Here is a 16,855-nt window from a genome sequence, read left to right as displayed (position 1 = left end):
GGTGGGCCACAGGAGTGACGTCCCGTGTACCCAGGTAGACGCGCACAGCCTGGCAGAAGTTTCACCCGACTTCGACGGCGGCCCGGTGAGATGTCGGTCACCAGGCGAAATACACGTCACATACACGTCACCGGCCCCGGCACGGCCGGGACCGGTGAACCCGAAGGCGGGCGCCCAGCCCGAGCGGGCGCCCAGCCGAGGCGGGCACTCAGCCCAGGCGGGCGACGAGGGCCTCGTACTCCTCCCAGAGCTCCTTGGGCAGGTGGTCGCCGAAGGTCTGGAAGAAGGCGGGCATGAGCGACGCCTCCTGCCTCCAGATCTCCTCGTCGACGCTCAGCAGCGTCCGCATGTCCTCCTCGGAGATGTCGAGGCCCTCGGTGTCGAGGTGGGCGGGGAGCAGGCCGATGGGGGTCCGTACCGCCTCCGCCCGGCCGTTGAGGCGGTCGACGATCCACTTGAGCACGCGGGTGTTCTCACCGAAACCGGGCCAGATGAACCTGCCCTCGTCGTCCTTACGGAACCAGTTCACGTAGTAGATGCGCGGCAATCGGGCGTTCTCACGCCGGCCGATCCTGAGCCAGTGGGCGAAGTAGTCGCCCATGTTGTAGCCGCAGAAGGGCAGCATCGCGAACGGGTCGCGACGCAGCTCGCCGACCTTGCCCTCGGCGGCGGCGGTCTTCTCCGAGGCGATGTTGGCCCCCACGAAGACGCCGTGCTGCCAGCTCGTCGACTCCGTCACCAGGGGGACCGCGCTGGCCCGGCGCCCGCCGAACAGGATCGCGGAGATCGGCACCCCCTCGGGGTCCTGCCACTCGGGGGCGATCGTCGGGCACTGCGCGGCCGGGACCGTGAAGCGGGCGTTGGGGTGCGCGGCGGGCTCGCCGGAGTCCGGCGTCCAGGCGCGGCCCTTCCAGTCGGTCAGGCGCGCCGGGGGCCGGTCGGTGAGCCCCTCCCACCACACGTCACCGTCGTCGGTGAGTGCGACGTTGGTGAAGATGCTGTTGCCCCAGAGCGTCCTGATCGCGTTGGCGTTGGTGGACTCGCCGGTTCCGGGGGCGACGCCGAAGAAACCCGCCTCGGGGTTGATGGCGCGCAGCCGCCCGTCGTCGCCGAAGCGCATCCAGGCGATGTCGTCGCCGATCGTCTCGACCTTCCATCCGGGAAGGGTCGGCTGGAGCATGGCGAGGTTCGTCTTACCGCAGGCGCTCGGGAAGGCCGCCGCGACGTAACGCGTCTCCCCGGAGGGCGGGGTGATCTTGAGGATGAGCATGTGCTCGGCCAGCCAGCCCTCGTCGCGGGCCATCGTGCTGGCGATGCGCAGGGCGTAGCACTTCTTGCCGAGCAGGGCGTTGCCGCCGTACCCGGAGCCGTAGGACCAGATCTCGCGGGTCTCGGGGAAGTGGCTGATGTACTTGGTGGGGTTGCACGGCCACGGCACGTCCTCCTGGCCGGGCTCCAGCGGGGCGCCGACCGAGTGGACGGCCTTGACGTAGCCGCCGCGCTCCTCGATGAGCCGCAGGGCGTCGTCGCCCATGCGGGTCATGACGCGCATGGACACGACCACGTACGGCGAGTCGGTGATCTCCACGCCGAGCTGGGAGATCTCACCGCCCAGGGGCCCCATGCAGAACGGCACCACGTACATCGTCCGGCCGCGCATGCTGCCCTTGAAGATCTCGCCGAAGGTACGGCGCATCTCGGCGGGGGCGATCCAGTTGTTGGTCGGCCCCGCGTCCTCCTCACGCTCGGAGCAGATGTAGGTCCGGTCCTCGACCCTGGCGACGTCACCGGGATCGGAGGTGGCGTGGAAGCTGTTCTGCCGCTTGGCCAGACGCGTGAACGTGCCCTGCTCGACCAGCAGGTTCGTCAGGCGGGTCCATTCGGCCTCGGAGCCGTCGCACCATTCGATCCGGTCCGGCTGGGTCAGTCCGGCGATCTCCTTGACCCACCCGGCGAGCTCTTCATGGCTGGTCGGGCTGACGGTGGTGACATCTACGGTAACGGACACTACTGGGGCTCCTTTACACTTCTCCGGGCCAAAACATCATTGACGAACGAGCCGCACTCAATCCAATTGGCATAGACCAGTGAATTCGCACGGTCACGCGTCACGACGCTCCAGGCCCGGCGCCTCCTACGGCGTATGGCCTGGCAGGAGACGCAAGGTTTTGAAACCCCTACCCAAAAGAAGTGAATCCAAAAAAGCCGCCCCCGGCAGTGGTATAGGCCAATGAGAAAGGTCTAAACCAATCGGCGGACAGGTTCAGACCAATTCATTGGTCATTTCCGCTGCCCAGGCTCAGGAATTCACGTCCGGGCCCGCCGCCCGGACGCGATCGACGTGCTGGAGCGCGTCCCTCAGATCCGCCAGCCAGGTGTCGGTGTGGTTGCCCACCAGGCGCACGCACCAGGCGAGCGCGTCACTGCGGCTGCGGGCCACCCCGGCCGCGACGAGGGTGTCGAGCACCTGGCGCTCCGACTGCTTGAGCCGGGTCATGACAGGCACCGAGAGTGTGGTGAACATCACTGTCCTGTCGCCGACGGCGACCCCCCAGGAGACCTTTCTGCGGAAGCGCTGCTCGGCCTCGATCGCGATCTCGACGCGCCGCTCCCTGGTCTCCTCGCGGAAACGCAGGATGCCGCCCTCCATGGCGGCGGAGTGCTCCACCTCCGAGACGTCGTCATCGAGCGCGGGAGCCCGGAGCCTGCCGACCACCGCGATCTCCTCGCGGTCCAGCACGATCTCGACCCCGCCCTCGAACCACTCCTCGGGCAGCCTCCCCGCGAACCAGCCGCGCAGCTTCGCCACCGCTTCATCTTTTTCCATGTAATTTAGATTACAACGCTTCATCGGACGAGGCCAGCATCGCGCCGCGCCGCACGCGGGCGTAACCCCGCAGGGACGCGTGAGACGCCTGGGACGTGTGGGAACGGAGGGAGCGGGCTAGCGGACCCGGGCGGCGACCTGCGGGCTGATCCGTACGGCCCCGGCGAAGTTGCGGGTGGTGACGGGGACGAGCTTGACCACGTCGCCGGTCCTGGGGGCGTGCAGCATCTTGCCGTCTCCCCAGTAGATGGCCACGTGCGAGACGTACCCGGGGTTGGTGGGGTCGTGCCGCCAGAACAGCAGGTCACCGGGCTGGGCCTGGGAGAGCGGGATCTGGGGACCGGAGACGAACTGCTGGTGCGTCACCCGGGGCACCTTGATCCCCGCCTGCTCGTACGCCCACTGGACCAGGCCCGAGCAGTCGAAGGTGTCAGGGCCCTCGGCGCCCCACACGTACGGGCGGCCGAGCTTGCCGATCGCGGCAGTGAGCGCGGTCGTGATCTGAGGGGCGGTCATGAAGGAGCTCGCGGACCAGGTCACGGCCTTGCCGACGGTCTCCGCGGCGGTCTTGCCGGGGGCCTTCAGCACCGGGTTGATCACCGCGACCTGCGACCCCCTGGGGAGGTTGCGCAGGAGGGTGAGACGCAGCTTCGCGGAGTCGGCCTTCGGCGCGCTCACCACGAGCGCGTTGTTCTCCGGGATGCCCAGCGCGCGGGCGGTCGGCCGGGAGACCACGGCGTCGATGGCGCCCATGCCCATCGTGGCGTAGGCGCCCACGCGCAGGTTGCGCCCGGCGGTGGTGAAGGTCTTGCCCAGCGGCATGCCCCCGTCGTTGCCCAGGACGAAGGAGACGGCGACCTCCCCCGCCGAGACGTTCCGCCAGAGCCTGTCGGAACGCGCGGTCGGCTTGGGGGTGTACGCGCGGAACGTCGAGGGGTTCACCCCGAGCGTCTGCACCGGCTTGCCGTCCAGGACCACCTCCGCGGCGTCGGCCCGCTCCACCGCCCGTACCCCGGAGAGCTGGGCGATCCTGGCGACCACGGTCGCGCTGAGCGGCCGGTGCGCGACGACGAACAGGTGCGGCTGCCGCATCGAGGCGAGCGGTGCCACCGGTTCCGGTGTCGCCGGCCCGCCCTGGGCGGGCTTCGCCACCTGGGTCGGCAGGGTGGCGACGGACCTGCGCATCGTGATCGTCTCCGGCTCGGCCTCCGGCATCTGGGCGAAGACCATCAGGCCGGTGGCCAGCACGCCGACGAGCAGGACGGCCAGGACGGGGACGACCCGCCTCGTCAGGCGGGCGGTGCGGTGGCTGTGGCGGAGGCGGGGGCGGTAGGCGAGATCCTGCCGGGCCTCCCGGATCAGGTCGGAGACACGTGGCCGCCGATCGAACACGACATCTCCCCTTCCCCGCGGACTCCAGCCCTACGAGGGTGCCGTAGAGCGCCCTCCAATGCACGCAAACTCATCGAAAAGCGCCCTATCTGCAATGTGGCCGCGCGACGTGCGAAACCCCGCCGGCTCCTCTGACACACGGCGATCCGCCGGGACGCCCGTCCCGGCGGATCAGCGAATCGATCGGAGTATGGGGAGGTCAGTTGCCGATGTACGGCACGGCCTCAAGGATCTCGACCGTGTTGGAGCGGCCGTTCGGCATCGTGTAGGTCGCCTTCTCGCCGATCTTCTTGCCGTTGATCGCCGCACCGAGCGGCGACTTGGGCGAGTAGACGTCGATCGGGGCGCCGCTCTCCTCGCGGGAGGCCAGCAGGAAGGCGACCTCCTCGTCGTCGCCCTCGAAACGGACGGTGACCGTCATTCCAGGACCGACCACACCTTCGGTGCGGGGCGCCTCGCCGACCTTGGCACTGTCCAGGATCTGGCGGAGGTGGAAGATGCGGGCCTCCATCTTGCCCTGCTCGTCCTTGGCGGCGTGGTAGCCGCCGTTCTCCTTCAGGTCGCCTTCCTCGCGTGCCGCCTCGATCTTCTTGGCGATGTCGACGCGCCCGGGCCCCGAGAGGTGCTCGAACTCAGCCTTCAGGCGGTCGTACGCCTCCTGAGTGAGCCAGGTGACGCTCTCGCTGTGGGAGTCGGCCACGGGTTCTCCTTGCTTCCTCGGGGGCTTCGTGCTTGATGCTTGGGGGGTTGCGGTCGGTCGAATTTCGAAAGGCTAACAAGTTAACCCCTCTACCGCCTCCCCAAATGTCTCACTATACGAGATAGCAGTACTGGACGTGGACGGAAGTTGCGGGAGCACTGGTCTCTAGCCGTTCGGTAAGCCGAACATACCCCTCACCAGCCGGAATATTGACCTCCTTGCTGCCGACCTCGACGTGGCGGACGTCGGTGGCCCGCAGGCGGCAGAGCGCCGCGCGATCGGATGGTTTGACCGCTTCAAAGGTGATCTGCGCAGAATCGCCGCGACTGGTGTCGAACGCGATGACCTGGTCGATGACCTCCGTGTTGCCCTTCGCAGCCCACATCACGTAGCCCCATCCCCCCGCGCACACGGCACAGAGGATCGCGATCACGACGTGCACGACGAAGCGCCCCCTGCGCTCCGGGCGGTCGGGAAAGTCGCCCGGGGTGCCGAGGACAGGACCGTCCTGACGGCCCTTCTCGGCCTCGCTGGTGGCCATGACGGAATCTCCCTGCACTACCTCGGTGTTATCCGAGACAATTGTCCCCTGCGGGGGCCTCGCCCTCGCGACCGCCCAAGAGAAACTAACCTCTCCCTAGAGTGACGTAAGCCGAGGGCGCGCGGGGCACCACGTCGAGCGGAGCGGAAGACACGGCCAGGCGGGCCGTCCGCGAGGCGACCGGCGACGATCCGACGCGCGACCGACATAAGGAGACACCGAGCCCGTGAGTGCACCGCTCAGGCTGATGGCCGTTCACGCGCATCCCGACGACGAGTCGAGCAAGGGCGCCGCCACCATGGCGCGCTACGTGGCCGAGGGCGTGGACGTGCTGGTCTGTACGCTCACCGGAGGCGAACGCGGGTCGATCCTGAACCCCAAGATGGAGCGCCCGGAGATTCTCGAGAACATCGGCGAGGTCCGGCGCCTGGAGATGGAGCGCGCCCGGGAGATCCTCGGTGTGCAGCAGCGCTTCATGGGATTCGTCGACTCCGGCCTGCCGGAGGACGAGAGCGAGCCGCTGCCCGAGGGCTGCTTCGCGCTGCAGCCGCTGGAGGTCGCCTCGGAGCCGCTGGTGGCGGCCGTCCGCGAGTTCAGGCCGCACGTGATCCTGACCTACGACGACGACGGCGGCTACCCGCACCCCGACCACATCATGACCAACCGCGTCTCGGTCGAGGCCTTCGAGGCGGCCGGCGACCCCGACCGCTATCCGGACGCCGGCGAGCCCTGGCAGCCCCTGAAGCTCTACTACCACATGGGTTTCACCAAGGACCGGTTCGAGGCGCTGCACGAGGCGATGAACGACCGCGGCATCGGCTCCCCGTACGCCGAGTGGATCTCCCGCTGGGAGGACCGCCCGCAGAAGTGGCCGGTGACCACCCGCGTCCCCTGCGGCGACTACTTCGAGCTCCGCGACGAGGCACTGCTCGCGCACGCCACCCAGGTCGACCCGGACGGCTTCTGGTTCGTCTGTCCGCGCGACCTGCAGCGCGAGGTCTGGCCGACCGAGGACTACCACCTGGCCCGGTCGCTCGTGGACGTCGAGCTTCCCGAGGACGACCTGTTCACCGGTGTCCACACGGATGTCCCGGCCGACTCGGTCTCGCACGCCTGCCACTGACGCGACCATGGGGTGACGGTGGCAAACTTGACATGTGATTGCATTCGACACCGTCACCAAAGGTGACGTCAGCCCGGGTCTCCTGGGCTTCCTCGTCGTGGCCGGCCTGGGGCTCGCCCTGTACGTGCTGGTCAAGTCGATGAGGAAGCAGATCTCCAGGATCGAGGTCCCCTCAGAGGCCGAGCTGAGGGAGCGGAAGGACGCCGGCACCACCACCACGCCGACCGCTCCCTAGCCCCGGCCCCGCCGAATCCACGGCTCAGCCCCCGGCCCCGCCGGATCAACGGCTCCGACCGGCCACCGCGCGACACGCGCGAGGGGCGGGATCCGCCGAGCCGAAACCCCGACAGCGAGCAAGGACGACCATGGCCGACGACATCGAGGTCTCCGACAACCCCGGGGCCTCCCGCTTCGAGATCCTGCTGGACGGCGGGGTCGCCGGGTTCGCCGCGTACCGCCTGCGCGCCGGAAAGATCATTTTCACCCACACCGAGATCCTCCCCGAGCACGAGGGCAAGGGCCTGGGCGGCCGGCTGGCCTCCGCGGCTCTCGACGCGAGCCGCTCGTCCGGCCGGTCGGTCGTGCCGCTCTGCCCGTTCATCGCCCGCTACATCCGGCGCCACCCCGAGTACAAGGATCTGGTGCCCGAGGGCTACCTCGACCTCCTCGACGAGGAGGCCTGACCTTACGGCTCCCGTCCGGGAGCCGCGCGAGAGCCGGACCGTCCGCCGATCGGCGGACGGTGCCCTCACGAACCGTCGTCAAGGGTCGCCGTCACTGACCGTCGTCACACGGACCGTCGTGATACGGACCGTCGTCACAGGGCGCGACCGCGGACCGTGACGGCTCACCGGCCTCTTCCCGGCCTCTTGCCGCAGCCTCCTCCCTGCCCCTTCGGGTGCCACAGCCTCCTCCCGGCCCCTTCGGGCCGTACGGGAACGCCCGTCAGTCACCGAGGGTGTCCGTCGAGGACCAGGCGCGCTCCAGCGCCCTGGGCAGCCCCCAGCGGCCCAGCGAGGTGAGCACCTCGGTCCTGTCGACGATCCCCAGGCACGCCCAGAGCGGGGTGACCGAGCTGAAGAGCGTCTCGGCCGCCTCCAGGTCCTCCGGCTCGTCCAGATCGACGTCGATGTCCTCCGACTCGGCGATGAGCCTGGCGATCCGCTCGGGCGACGCCAGCACCCCGGGGCCGCGTCTGGCCAGGGCGGCGACCACGGCCAGCCAGTCGGCGTGATGGATCGCGCACAGGGCGGCCAGCACCGAGTCCTCGTGGCTGAGCTCCCCGTCCAGGTCGGAGAACACCTCCAGCCGGTCCTCCTCGTCGGGCAGGTCGGAGATCGGCCCCGCGATGCCCGCCGTGACGGTCAGCCAGAGCTCCTCGTCGTCGGCCGGCAGCGGCTCCCCCTCGTACCCGGCGCAGGCCCGCAGCACGTTGCCGGGATAGCCGGGCCTGCCCAGCACCTCACGCAGCCGGGTGGCCGCGGCCCGCAGCTCCCTGACGGGCCGCTCGGGGTCGGGCAGCTCGGCCAGGATGCGCCGCAGCTCGGCCAGCGCGAACGCCTCCTCCTCGTCCCAGGCGGCGAACAGCTCCTCGTCCTGCTCGTCGGAGACCGCGGTTCCGGGGATCCGCCCGTCGGGCAGCGGGCCGGTGAGCCAGCGCTCCTGGAGATCCGCGTAGGCCTCCCTGGCCTGCTCGTCGCCGCGGGCGAGCGCGTCCGGATCGACCTCCCCTGCGGCGACCCGCTCCTCCAGGTAGGCGACCAGCCTGTGGAACATCTCCTCGCCGACCGGTCCTCGCTCGTCCTCCTCGGGCCAGACGAAGAAGCTCGGGGTGAGCAGGAGCGGCTCGGTGCCGGTGGACTCCATCCAGCGCTGCACGTCTCCCACGGTCGCGCCGCCGGACTCGATCGCGCTGAGCGTCGCCTTCGCGGAGTCCCAGAAGGGCACCGACAGCGGATTGCCCGCTGCCAGCAGCGCCCGCCTCAGATCGGGCAGCGCCACCAGTGCCACGCCGGACGGCACGGCGAGCAGCGCACGGGCAACATCACGCCGGGTCAGCTCGGAAGCCGCCCTTCCGGCGTGCACACACACGAAGTCGAGATCCACGCCCAGTGAGCCTACGCCGGAAGCGCGGTGAACACACCTTCCCGCCCGGTGTCACTCTCGCGCACCCGGGGCACCGCGTCCGTCCGGGCAGCCACGGCAGGGGTCAGGAGACGCCGGACGCGGCGGCCGGAGCGTGCGTCCGGCGCGGGGCGGGGGCCCGGACGGGACGCCAGGTGCTCACCAGCGCGAAGGCCAGCAGCAGCTCGGCGATGTCGCCGCCGTAGTACATGATCTCCGCGGCTCCGCGCAGCTGCGCGGCCGGCACCGGCACGTCGACGACGAGCCCGGCGTACATCAGCTGTGACAGCGTGGCGTGCACGGCGATCGCCACCCCCAGCACGACCAGCCGCAGGGGGACCGGCGGGCGCCGCGGCGCCGGGTCGGGACCGGCGATCACCCAGGCGAACAGGCAGCCGGACAGCAGGAAGTGCACGTGCACCAGGTGGTGCGGCAGCGCGCCGGTGGAGACCGTCCGATACAGCGGGGTGCAGTACAACGCCACCATGGCGCCCACGCTGAGCAGCAGCGCGATCCACGGGTCGGCCACCAGGTGCGTCGCCCGGCAGCGCAGCACGGCGACGAGGCGCCGTCCGTGGACCGGCGGCAGCGAGCGCAGCAGCAACGTCACCGGGGCGCCGAGCACCAGGCCCAGCGGCGCCAGCATGCCGATCAGCAGGTGCTGCAGCATGTGCCCGCGGAAGTCCGTCTCGGCGAGCGCGGCGACGGGCCCGGTCACGGCGGCGGCGACCAGCGCGACGCCCGCGACGAAACCCGCCGTCCGCCACCGGCTCCAGCCCCTGGGCTCGCGGCCGCGCCGCGCCGCCAGCAGCACGTATCCGCCCGCCACCACGGCCAGGACCGCCGGCGGCAGCGCCGCCACCAGGCCGCCGCCGTGCTCGTGGACCCCGTGGACCCCGGGCGCCAGGGCGATCACGACGTCGGCGCGGCGGGAGCGCGCCCGCCCTCGTCGCACAGCTCGACCGGGCCGCCGCCGCGCTGCAGCAGCCACCCTCCGGCCACCAGCGCCGCGCCCAGGAGCAGGAATCCCAGATCCCACCAGGTCTGGTACGGGCCGGTCCGCACGTGGTGGATGCCCAGCAGGTGGTGATCGATGATGCCCTCCACCAGGTTGAACGCCCCCCACCCGACGAGGATCCAGCCCCACAGTTCCCGCGATCTCCACACCCGGCCGCGGGAGTGCAGGACCCGCGAGTACAGCAGGCCGAGGCCGATCAGCACCGCCAGCCAGGTGAACGCGTGGAACAGCCCGTCCCACAGCGTGTTCATCCGCAGCCCGGGAACGGTGTCCGCGGGGTAGTACCTCACCCCGATGTTGTCGGTGTCCGTGCTGGTCAGCATGTGGTGCCACTGCAGGATCTGGTGCAGCAGGATGCCGTCGACGAACCCTCCCAGCCCGATGCCCAGGATCGTTCCCGGCCCGGCGATCCGCCCGGCGCCGATCTTCCCGGCAGACCTGTTCGTCATCACGGCCCCCTCGTTCCCGGCTCGCGCCCGGTTAGTCCTGTCCGCCTCACGTACGGGTCAGGCCGGTCCGGAGCCGCGTGCCGCCCGCCGAGGAGAAGGGCACCGCGGGGGTCCCCCGGCAAACCCCACCAGAACCACCGGCGGGCGTACGGGAGCGACGCACCCGCGCACGCCATCCGCGGCCTAAAATTTCGGCCGCCCGCCCATGCTCGCGGCCTCGTCCCTCTCCCGGTTTAGTGTGAGATGGATCGTGTGGGTACAACCGCGACGCGCGATCTCCGCGCACCTCGCGAGGAGGACGCACGCACCGTGTACGCAGAAAGGTCGTCATGAACCGCTTGAAGGACGCGACTAGCCCCTATCTGCTGCAGCACGCGGACAACCCCGTCGACTGGTTCGAATGGGGCGAGGAGGCGTTCGCCGAGGCCGTCCGGCGGAACGTGCCGCTGCTGATCAGCGTCGGCTACTCGGCGTGCCACTGGTGCCACGTGATGGCCCACGAGTCCTTCGAGGACCGGGCCACGGCCGCGCTGATGAACGAGCGCTTCGTCAACGTGAAGGTCGATCGCGAGGAGCGGCCGGACGTCGACGCGGTGTACATGGCGGCCACCCAGGCCATGACCGGTCAGGGCGGGTGGCCGATGACGGTCTTCGCCACCCCGGAGGGCCACCCCTTCTACACCGGCACCTACTTCCCCAGGCAGCAGTTCCAGCGGCTGCTGGCCGGGGTGTCGGGCGCCTGGACCGACGAGCGGGAGGCCGTGCTGGAGCAGGGCTCGAAGATCGTGGAGGCGCTGAACGAACGGTCGGCGCTGCCGTCCGGGCCGCTGCCCACGCCCGACACGCTCACCCGGGCCGTGCACAGCCTGGCCGAGTCCTTCGACCCGGTCCGCGGCGGCTTCGGCGGAGCGCCCAAGTTCCCGCCGTCGATGGCCCTGGAGTTCCTGCTGCGCTACGGCGCGGCGGCCACCGGGACCGCGCGGGACGAGGAGCGGCGGGCGACCGCCGACGCGGCGACGTCCATGGCCGGGCGGACGCTGGAGGCCATGGCGCGGGGCGGCATCTACGACCAGCTCGGCGGGGGGTTCGCCCGCTACAGCGTGGACGCCGACTGGGTGGTCCCGCACTTCGAGAAGATGCTCTACGACAACGCCCTGCTCCTGCGGGTCTACACGCACTGGTGGCGCTCCACCGGCTCCGCCCTGGGCAAAAGGGTGGCGCTGGAGACGGCCGACTGGCTGCTGGCCGAGATGCGCACCCCCGAGGGAGGCTTCGCCTCCGCCCTGGACGCCGACAGCGAGGGCGTGGAGGGCAAGTTCTACGCCTGGACCCCCGAGGAGCTCCGCGAGGTCCTCGGGGAGGAGGACGGGCTCTGGGCGATCGAGCTGTTCGAGGTGACCGGGACGTTCGAGCACGGCACCTCGGTGCTGCAGCTCCTCGCCGACCCCGACCCCGGCGACGCCGAGCGGTTCGCCCGGGTCCGCGCCGCGCTGCTGGCCGCGCGGGCCCGCCGGGTGCGGCCGGGGCGGGACGACAAGGTGGTGGCCGCCTGGAACGGCCTGGCCGTCGCCGCCCTCGCCGAGACCGGTGCCCTGTTCGAGCGGCCGGACCTCGTCGAGGCGGCCCGCGCGGCGGCCGTGCTGGTCGACGAGCTCCACCTGGACGGCGACCGGCTGCTGCGCACCTCCCGCGACGGCAGGGCGGGGACCAACGCCGGGGTCCTGGAGGACTACGGCGACCTCGCCGAGGGACTGCTCGCCCTGTACGGGGTGACCGGGGAGGTCCGCTGGTTCCGGCGGGCCGAAGCGCTGCTCGACGCCGTCCTGGCGCGGTTCTCCGACGGCTCCGGCGGGTTCTACGACACCGCCGACGACGCCGAGCGGCTCTTCCAGCGCCCCCGGGACGCGACCGACAACGCCACCCCGTCCGGCCAGTTCGCCGCCGCGGGCGCGCTGCTCTCGTACGCCGCGCTGACCGGCTCGGCCCGGCACCGGGAGGCGGCCGAGGCGGCCCTGGGCACGGTCACCGTGCTGGCCGACAAGCACGCGCGGTTCGCCGGGTGGGGGCTGGCCGCGGCCCAGGCGGCGCTGTCCGGCCCGATCGAGGTCGCGATCGTGGGCCCGGCGGGCGACCCGGCGACGGCGGCCCTGCACAGGGCGGCCCTGCTGTCACCCCTGCCCGGTCTGGTCCTGGCGCTCGGCGAGCCCGATCCCGCCGGTGCCGGTTCCGATGTCGACGCCGGTGCCGGGGAGGTCCCGCTCCTGGCCGGCAGGGGCCTGGTGGGCGGCGAGCCCGCGGCCTACGTGTGCCGCGGCTTCACCTGCAGGATGCCCGTCACCACCCCGGCGGCCCTGCGAGCCGAGCTGGCGGGCGGGGCGTGACGAGCCCGGCGTGACGGACCGGGCGTGACGGACCGGGCGGGGGCCGCCGGGACCGGGGCGGGGACCGCCGGAGCGGCCGGGGGCCGTCGTCCTGAACGGGGTCGCCGGGCCGGGCGCCGTCCGCGTGACCGCGCCCGGCCCCTCGCCGGTCGCCCCGGATCCCGTCAGTCGCCCTGGATGGGGTCGCCGAGCCGGTGGCCCAGATCGTCGAGGCCGAAGTCGTCACCGCCCCCGTCGCCGCCCTCGCCGCCGCGCCCGTCCGGGTCGTCACCCCTGCCGGGTCCGGGGCCGTCGCCGGGACCGCCCGGTCCCTCGCCGGTGTCCTCGGGGGCCGTGGTCTGGTCGGGTCCCGGGGTCTCCTGGTCGGGGGTGGCGCTCTGGCCGGGGCCGGGAGTACCCGTCTCGTCGGGGCCGGGCGTGCTCCTGTCCTGGCCGTCGCCCTGCTCGTCGCCGTACTCGTCGTCGGGGCCGTAGCCGCCGTACGAGCCGGAGTAGCCGTAGTTGGACGGCTCCTTGAACTCCTTGACCGGCTTGCCCTCCATCGCCTCGGTCATGAAGGCCCGCCAGATCTGCGCGGGGTAGGAACCGCCGTACAGGGCGCTGCCGTTCACCGTCACCGGCTTGTTGTCGTCGCGGAACATGTCGACCGCCACGGCCAGCTGCGGGGTGAACCCGGCGAACCAGACGGCCGCCGACTCGTCGGTGGTGCCCGTCTTGCCCGCCACGGGACGGTCGTAGAGGCGGGCTCCGGAGCCGGTTCCCGCCTCGACGACCTGGGTCAGCGCGTAGGTGGCGTCGATGGCGGCCTGCTCGCCGAAGGCGCGCTTGCCCTTGGTGGAGCTCTTGACGACCTTGCCCTCGGCGTCGGTGACCGAGCGGATCACATGAGCCTCGCGGTGGACGCCCTCGGCGGCGAAGGAGGCGAAGCCGGAGGCGTTCTGGACGGCGCTCACCGACGCCACACCGAGCGGGAGCGTGGCGGCGCCCCGGTGCGGGGCGAGCTGCTCGGCGGGGATTCCGGCCTGCTCGGCGACCTTGACGACCTTGTTCAGGCCGACCTTCTGGGCGAGGTCGACGAACGCGGTGTTCACCGAGCTCTGGGTCGCCTTCACGAGGTTGACCTCGCCGTAGGAGTAGCCGCCGGAGTTGGGGATGTCGGCGGAGGCGATCCGGAGCGGCGAGTTGCCGTTGACCCTGGTCTCGAGGCCGAAGCCGTTGTCCAGGGCCGCGGCCAGCGTGTAGGCCTTGAACGTCGATCCGGCCTGCACCTTGGCCGAGAAGGAGTTGTCGAACTTGTTGGCGGCGTAGCTGCGCCCGCCGTAGAAGGCCACGACCTCACCGGTGGCGGGGTCGACGGCGGCCAGCCCGGTGCGGACCTTCTTCGGGGTGCCGTCCGGCAGGACCGAGGTGACGGCGCGCTCGGCGGCGGCCATCAGGTTCTTGTCGAAGGTCGAGACGATCTTCAACCCGCCCTGGTTGATGACCTCGTCGGTGTAGCCCCTGCTCTTGAGCTCGGCCGTCACCTGGTCGAGCATGTAGCCCTCCTGCCCCTTGGGCGCGAAGATCGCCCTGGGCTTGCGGAGGGTGGGGAAGGTCACCTCGGCGGCCTCCTGGGAGGTGATGGCCCCGGTGGTCACCATTCCGTCGATCACCGACCTCCAGCGCTCCCTGGCCGCGTGGAGGTCGGGGCCCTGCGGGTCGGCGAACCTGGAGGGCTGCTGGATCACCGCGGCCAGGTAGGCGCCCTGGGCGAGGGTGAGCTTGCCGACGTCCTTGCCGAAGTAGGCTCCGGCCGCCGCCTGGACCCCGTCGGCGCCCCGGCCGAAGTAGATCGTGTTGAGATACTGCTCCAGCACCCAGTCCTTCGACTTCGACTGGTCCACCTTCAAGGAGATCATGACCTCCTTGAGCTTCCTGATTATGGAACGTTCCTGGCTGAGGCCGCTGTAGTAGTTGCGGACCATCTGCTGGGTGATCGTGGAGCCGCCCTGGAGCTGCTGGCCGCTGACCGTGGACCACATCGCGCGGAAGGTGCCCGAGAGGGAGACGCCCTGGTCCTCGTAGAAGGAGCGGTTCTCCGCGGCGATGACCGCGTTCCGCAGGCTCTGCGGCACCTTGTCGAGGGCCACGCTCTTGCGGTTGACGCCCTGTCTGGCCAGCACGGTCTTGCCGTCGCGGTAGTAGATCACCGACCCCTGCGCGGTGGCCCTCGGCTGCGTGCTGTCGGGAATGGGGGTGATCGCCCACACCACTCCGAGCAGGCCGATCGCCGAGATCAGCCCGACGCCGAAGACGACGAGTGTGATCCTCAGGAGCTTCCTCCTGGGACTGCCCGTCCCGCCTTTTAACACGCGTGACCCCCCGATAGGACCCGCCGCTGACCCCCGACGGTTGCGGACCGTTAAGGGTAAACGATGGATAACGGTGTCTGGCCCCTGCTTGGCATGGTACGGCTAGCCCTTCCCCTTGCGCGGGACATCGGCCACCAAAGGCAGAACACGGTATGGCACAGGGGTGTCCAAGGCGATCACCGAGGAGGTCCTGACCACGCCCCGGACATCAACGATCAGGTCAATTACCCGCTGCAGGTCGGCATTGCTGCGCGCCACCACCCGGCAGTGCATGTCGTCGCCGCCGGTGATCGTGTGCACCTCCAGCACCTCGGGAATGGCGGCGAGCTGGTCGGCGACCGGATCGTGCCCGCTCACCTGGCGGATCTGCAGGGTCACGAACGCGGTCACGTCGTAGCCGAGCGCCGCGGGGGCGATGTCCGGGCCGAACCCGGTGACCACCCCGCGGGCGACCAGCCGGTCGAGGCGCGCCTGCACGGTCCCCCGGGCCACGCCGAGCCGCCGCGAGCACTCCAGCACCCCGAGCCGGGGCTCCGCCGCCAGCAGGGCGATGAGCCGGGCGTCGAGCTGGTCGATCGTCATGATGTACAGATACTCCGCGGTGACCGGCGAGTAGGTGTGCAGTTTGCGCAGTAGTTGAAGACAGTGTTGCACAAACAGCCCATAAAAACAGACAGTATTCGCATGAGCGACATCTTTCCTGTGAACGGTATGGACTGCGTGGTCTTCGCTGTGGGCAACGCCAAGCAGGCCGCCCACTACTACTCCAGCGCTTTCGGCATGCGGCTCGTGGCCTACCGGGGGCCGGAGAACGGCAGCCGCGACGAGGTGGCGTACGTCCTCACCTCGGGCTCGGCCAGGTTCGAGTTCCGGGGGGCGGTGCGTCCCGGCACCGGCGTGGCCCGCCATGTCGCCGAGCACGGTGACGGCGTGATCGACCTCGCCATCGAGGTCCCCGACGTGGAGGCGGCCTACGCCCACGCGCTCGCCCAGGGCGCGCGGGGTCTCGTGGAGCCGTATGTGACGGAGGACGACCACGGCAAGGTGGTGTCGGCGGCGATCGCGACCTACGGCGAGACCCGGCACACCCTGGTCGACAGGTCCAACTACAGCGGCCCGTACCTGCCCGGCTACGTCGCGGCGGAGCCTCTGGTGGCGGCCCCCGACGTGCGCAACGGCCGCCTGTTCCAGGCCGTCGACCACTGCGTCGGCAACGTGGAACTCGGCAAGATGGACGAGTGGGTGGAGTTCTACAAGCGGGTCATGGGCTTCACCAACATGGCGGAGTTCATCGGCGACGACATCGCCACCGAGTACTCGGCGCTGATGTCCAAGGTGGTCGCGGACGGCACCCGCAAGGTGAAGTTCCCGCTCAACGAGCCGGCGATCTCCAAGAAGAAGTCGCAGATCGACGAGTACCTGGAGTTCTACGGCGGCCCCGGCGTGCAGCACATCGCGCTGGCCACCAACGACATCCTCACCACCGTCGACCACATGCGCGCGGCCGGTGTGAGCTTCCTGAACACCCCCGCCTCCTACTACGACGACCCCGAGCTGCGCGCCCGCATCGGCGAGGTCCGCGCGCCGATCGAGGAGCTGAAGAAGCGCGGGATCCTGGTCGACAGGGACGAGGACGGCTACCTGCTGCAGATCTTCACCAAGCCGGTGCAGGACCGCCCGACGGTGTTCTTCGAGCTGATCGAGCGGCACGGCTCGCTCGGCTTCGGCAAGGGCAACTTCAAGGCGCTCTTCGAGGCGATCGAGCGCGAGCAGGACCTGCGGGGCAACCTGTGACCGAGGTCCGCTCGGACTGACCGGGCCGCCGGCGACTCACACCTCGGGACCGCCGGCGACCCACGTCCCGGGCCCAGGGCCCGGCCGGCCCCCTGCGCGGGCGGGGGGCGGCTTGGGGGGCGGGGGGCGACCACGAACAAACACAGCAAAGGCCC

The 16,855-nt window shown here is 70.6% G+C and carries 15 protein-coding genes; 5 read left to right on the top strand and 10 right to left on the bottom strand.

Annotated features, from left to right (window positions below):
• Positions 1-208 precede the first annotated feature (208 nt).
• The 5 genes from AB0G15_RS08755 to AB0G15_RS08735 all read right to left on the bottom strand — a co-directional run bounded on the left by AB0G15_RS08755 (position 209) and on the right by AB0G15_RS08735 (position 5,460).
• The gene (locus AB0G15_RS08755) at positions 209-2,008 is read right to left on the bottom strand and encodes a phosphoenolpyruvate carboxykinase (GTP) (RefSeq protein ID WP_362836771.1); all 1,800 of its coding nucleotides are present in this window, start codon (positions 2,006-2,008) and stop codon (positions 209-211) included.
• A 291-nt stretch (positions 2,009-2,299) separates the two neighbouring features.
• Complete coding sequence (locus AB0G15_RS08750) at positions 2,300-2,827, bottom strand: hypothetical protein (RefSeq protein ID WP_362836769.1); 528 nt, start codon at positions 2,825-2,827, stop codon at positions 2,300-2,302.
• A gap of 117 nt (positions 2,828-2,944) precedes the next feature.
• Complete coding sequence (locus AB0G15_RS08745) at positions 2,945-4,219, bottom strand: C40 family peptidase (RefSeq protein ID WP_362836767.1); 1,275 nt, start codon at positions 4,217-4,219, stop codon at positions 2,945-2,947.
• Positions 4,220-4,418: 199 nt separating this feature from the next.
• Positions 4,419-4,919: a transcription elongation factor GreA gene (greA, locus tag AB0G15_RS08740; RefSeq protein WP_344750139.1), complete on the bottom strand. Its 501-nt coding sequence runs from the start codon at positions 4,917-4,919 to the stop codon at positions 4,419-4,421.
• 112 nt (positions 4,920-5,031) lie between these two features.
• The gene (locus AB0G15_RS08735; RefSeq protein WP_362685025.1) at positions 5,032-5,460 is read right to left on the bottom strand and encodes a DUF4307 domain-containing protein; all 429 of its coding nucleotides are present in this window, start codon (positions 5,458-5,460) and stop codon (positions 5,032-5,034) included.
• A 226-nt stretch (positions 5,461-5,686) separates the two neighbouring features.
• Between AB0G15_RS08735 and mca the strand changes: the two genes are divergently transcribed.
• From mca to AB0G15_RS08720, 3 genes are all read left to right on the top strand, one after another.
• Positions 5,687-6,583, top strand: coding sequence for a mycothiol conjugate amidase Mca (gene mca / locus AB0G15_RS08730; RefSeq protein ID WP_362836765.1), 897 nt, complete (start codon positions 5,687-5,689; stop codon positions 6,581-6,583).
• A gap of 34 nt (positions 6,584-6,617) precedes the next feature.
• The gene (locus tag AB0G15_RS08725) at positions 6,618-6,818 is read left to right on the top strand and encodes a hypothetical protein (RefSeq protein ID WP_362836763.1); all 201 of its coding nucleotides are present in this window, start codon (positions 6,618-6,620) and stop codon (positions 6,816-6,818) included.
• Between the two features lie 130 nt (positions 6,819-6,948).
• Positions 6,949-7,266, top strand: coding sequence for a GNAT family N-acetyltransferase (locus tag AB0G15_RS08720; protein ID WP_362685016.1), 318 nt, complete (start codon positions 6,949-6,951; stop codon positions 7,264-7,266).
• A 262-nt stretch (positions 7,267-7,528) separates the two neighbouring features.
• On the opposite strand, the gene AB0G15_RS08715 is transcribed toward AB0G15_RS08720, so the two are convergent.
• From AB0G15_RS08715 to AB0G15_RS08705, 3 genes are all read right to left on the bottom strand, one after another.
• Positions 7,529-8,689, bottom strand: coding sequence for a hypothetical protein (locus AB0G15_RS08715; protein ID WP_362836761.1), 1,161 nt, complete (start codon positions 8,687-8,689; stop codon positions 7,529-7,531).
• 103 nt (positions 8,690-8,792) lie between these two features.
• Positions 8,793-9,662: a cytochrome c oxidase assembly protein gene (locus tag AB0G15_RS08710; protein ID WP_362836759.1), complete on the bottom strand. Its 870-nt coding sequence runs from the start codon at positions 9,660-9,662 to the stop codon at positions 8,793-8,795.
• The gene (locus tag AB0G15_RS08705) at positions 9,620-10,174 is read right to left on the bottom strand and encodes a DUF2243 domain-containing protein (protein WP_362836758.1); all 555 of its coding nucleotides are present in this window, start codon (positions 10,172-10,174) and stop codon (positions 9,620-9,622) included. The genes AB0G15_RS08710 and AB0G15_RS08705 overlap by 43 nt, the downstream gene beginning before the upstream one ends.
• A 329-nt stretch (positions 10,175-10,503) precedes the next feature.
• On the opposite strand from AB0G15_RS08705, the gene AB0G15_RS08700 reads away from it, so the two are divergent.
• The gene (locus AB0G15_RS08700) at positions 10,504-12,555 is read left to right on the top strand and encodes a thioredoxin domain-containing protein (protein ID WP_362836756.1); all 2,052 of its coding nucleotides are present in this window, start codon (positions 10,504-10,506) and stop codon (positions 12,553-12,555) included.
• Positions 12,556-12,719: 164 nt separating this feature from the next.
• Here the strand turns inward: AB0G15_RS08700 and AB0G15_RS08695 are convergent, their stop codons facing one another.
• Complete coding sequence (locus tag AB0G15_RS08695) at positions 12,720-14,906, bottom strand: transglycosylase domain-containing protein (RefSeq protein WP_362836754.1); 2,187 nt, start codon at positions 14,904-14,906, stop codon at positions 12,720-12,722.
• A 102-nt stretch (positions 14,907-15,008) separates the two neighbouring features.
• Positions 15,009-15,488 carry an Lrp/AsnC family transcriptional regulator gene (locus tag AB0G15_RS08690; RefSeq protein WP_362837100.1) on the bottom strand — a complete coding sequence of 160 codons (480 nt, stop codon included), beginning with the start codon at positions 15,486-15,488 and terminating at the stop codon, positions 15,009-15,011.
• 102 nt (positions 15,489-15,590) lie between these two features.
• Here AB0G15_RS08690 and hppD point away from each other — a divergent pair, with 102 nt between their 5' ends.
• Positions 15,591-16,700 carry a 4-hydroxyphenylpyruvate dioxygenase gene (gene hppD / locus AB0G15_RS08685; RefSeq protein ID WP_362836752.1) on the top strand — a complete coding sequence of 370 codons (1,110 nt, stop codon included), beginning with the start codon at positions 15,591-15,593 and terminating at the stop codon, positions 16,698-16,700.
• The last annotated feature ends 155 nt before the right edge of the window (positions 16,701-16,855 follow it).

The sequence above is a fragment of the Streptosporangium sp. NPDC023825 genome, from assembly GCF_040639575.1.
GTDB lineage: Bacteria > Actinomycetota > Actinomycetes > Streptosporangiales > Streptosporangiaceae > Streptosporangium.
The sequence above is the reverse complement of the archived record's forward strand: the minus strand, read 5'-3'. Positions and strand labels throughout refer to the sequence as shown.

Coding starts and splice junctions, on each gene's coding strand:
- AB0G15_RS08700 (WP_362836756.1), top strand. CDS start 10,504: ATGAACCGCTTGAAGGACGCGACTAGCCCCTATCTGCTGCAGCACGCG.
- AB0G15_RS08735 (WP_362685025.1), bottom strand. CDS start 5,460: ATGGCCACCAGCGAGGCCGAGAAGGGCCGTCAGGACGGTCCTGTCCTC.
- hppD (WP_362836752.1), top strand. CDS start 15,591: ATGAGCGACATCTTTCCTGTGAACGGTATGGACTGCGTGGTCTTCGCT.
- AB0G15_RS08690 (WP_362837100.1), bottom strand. CDS start 15,488: ATGACGATCGACCAGCTCGACGCCCGGCTCATCGCCCTGCTGGCGGCG.
- AB0G15_RS08720 (WP_362685016.1), top strand. CDS start 6,949: ATGGCCGACGACATCGAGGTCTCCGACAACCCCGGGGCCTCCCGCTTC.
- AB0G15_RS08750 (WP_362836769.1), bottom strand. CDS start 2,827: ATGGAAAAAGATGAAGCGGTGGCGAAGCTGCGCGGCTGGTTCGCGGGG.
- AB0G15_RS08705 (WP_362836758.1), bottom strand. CDS start 10,174: ATGACGAACAGGTCTGCCGGGAAGATCGGCGCCGGGCGGATCGCCGGG.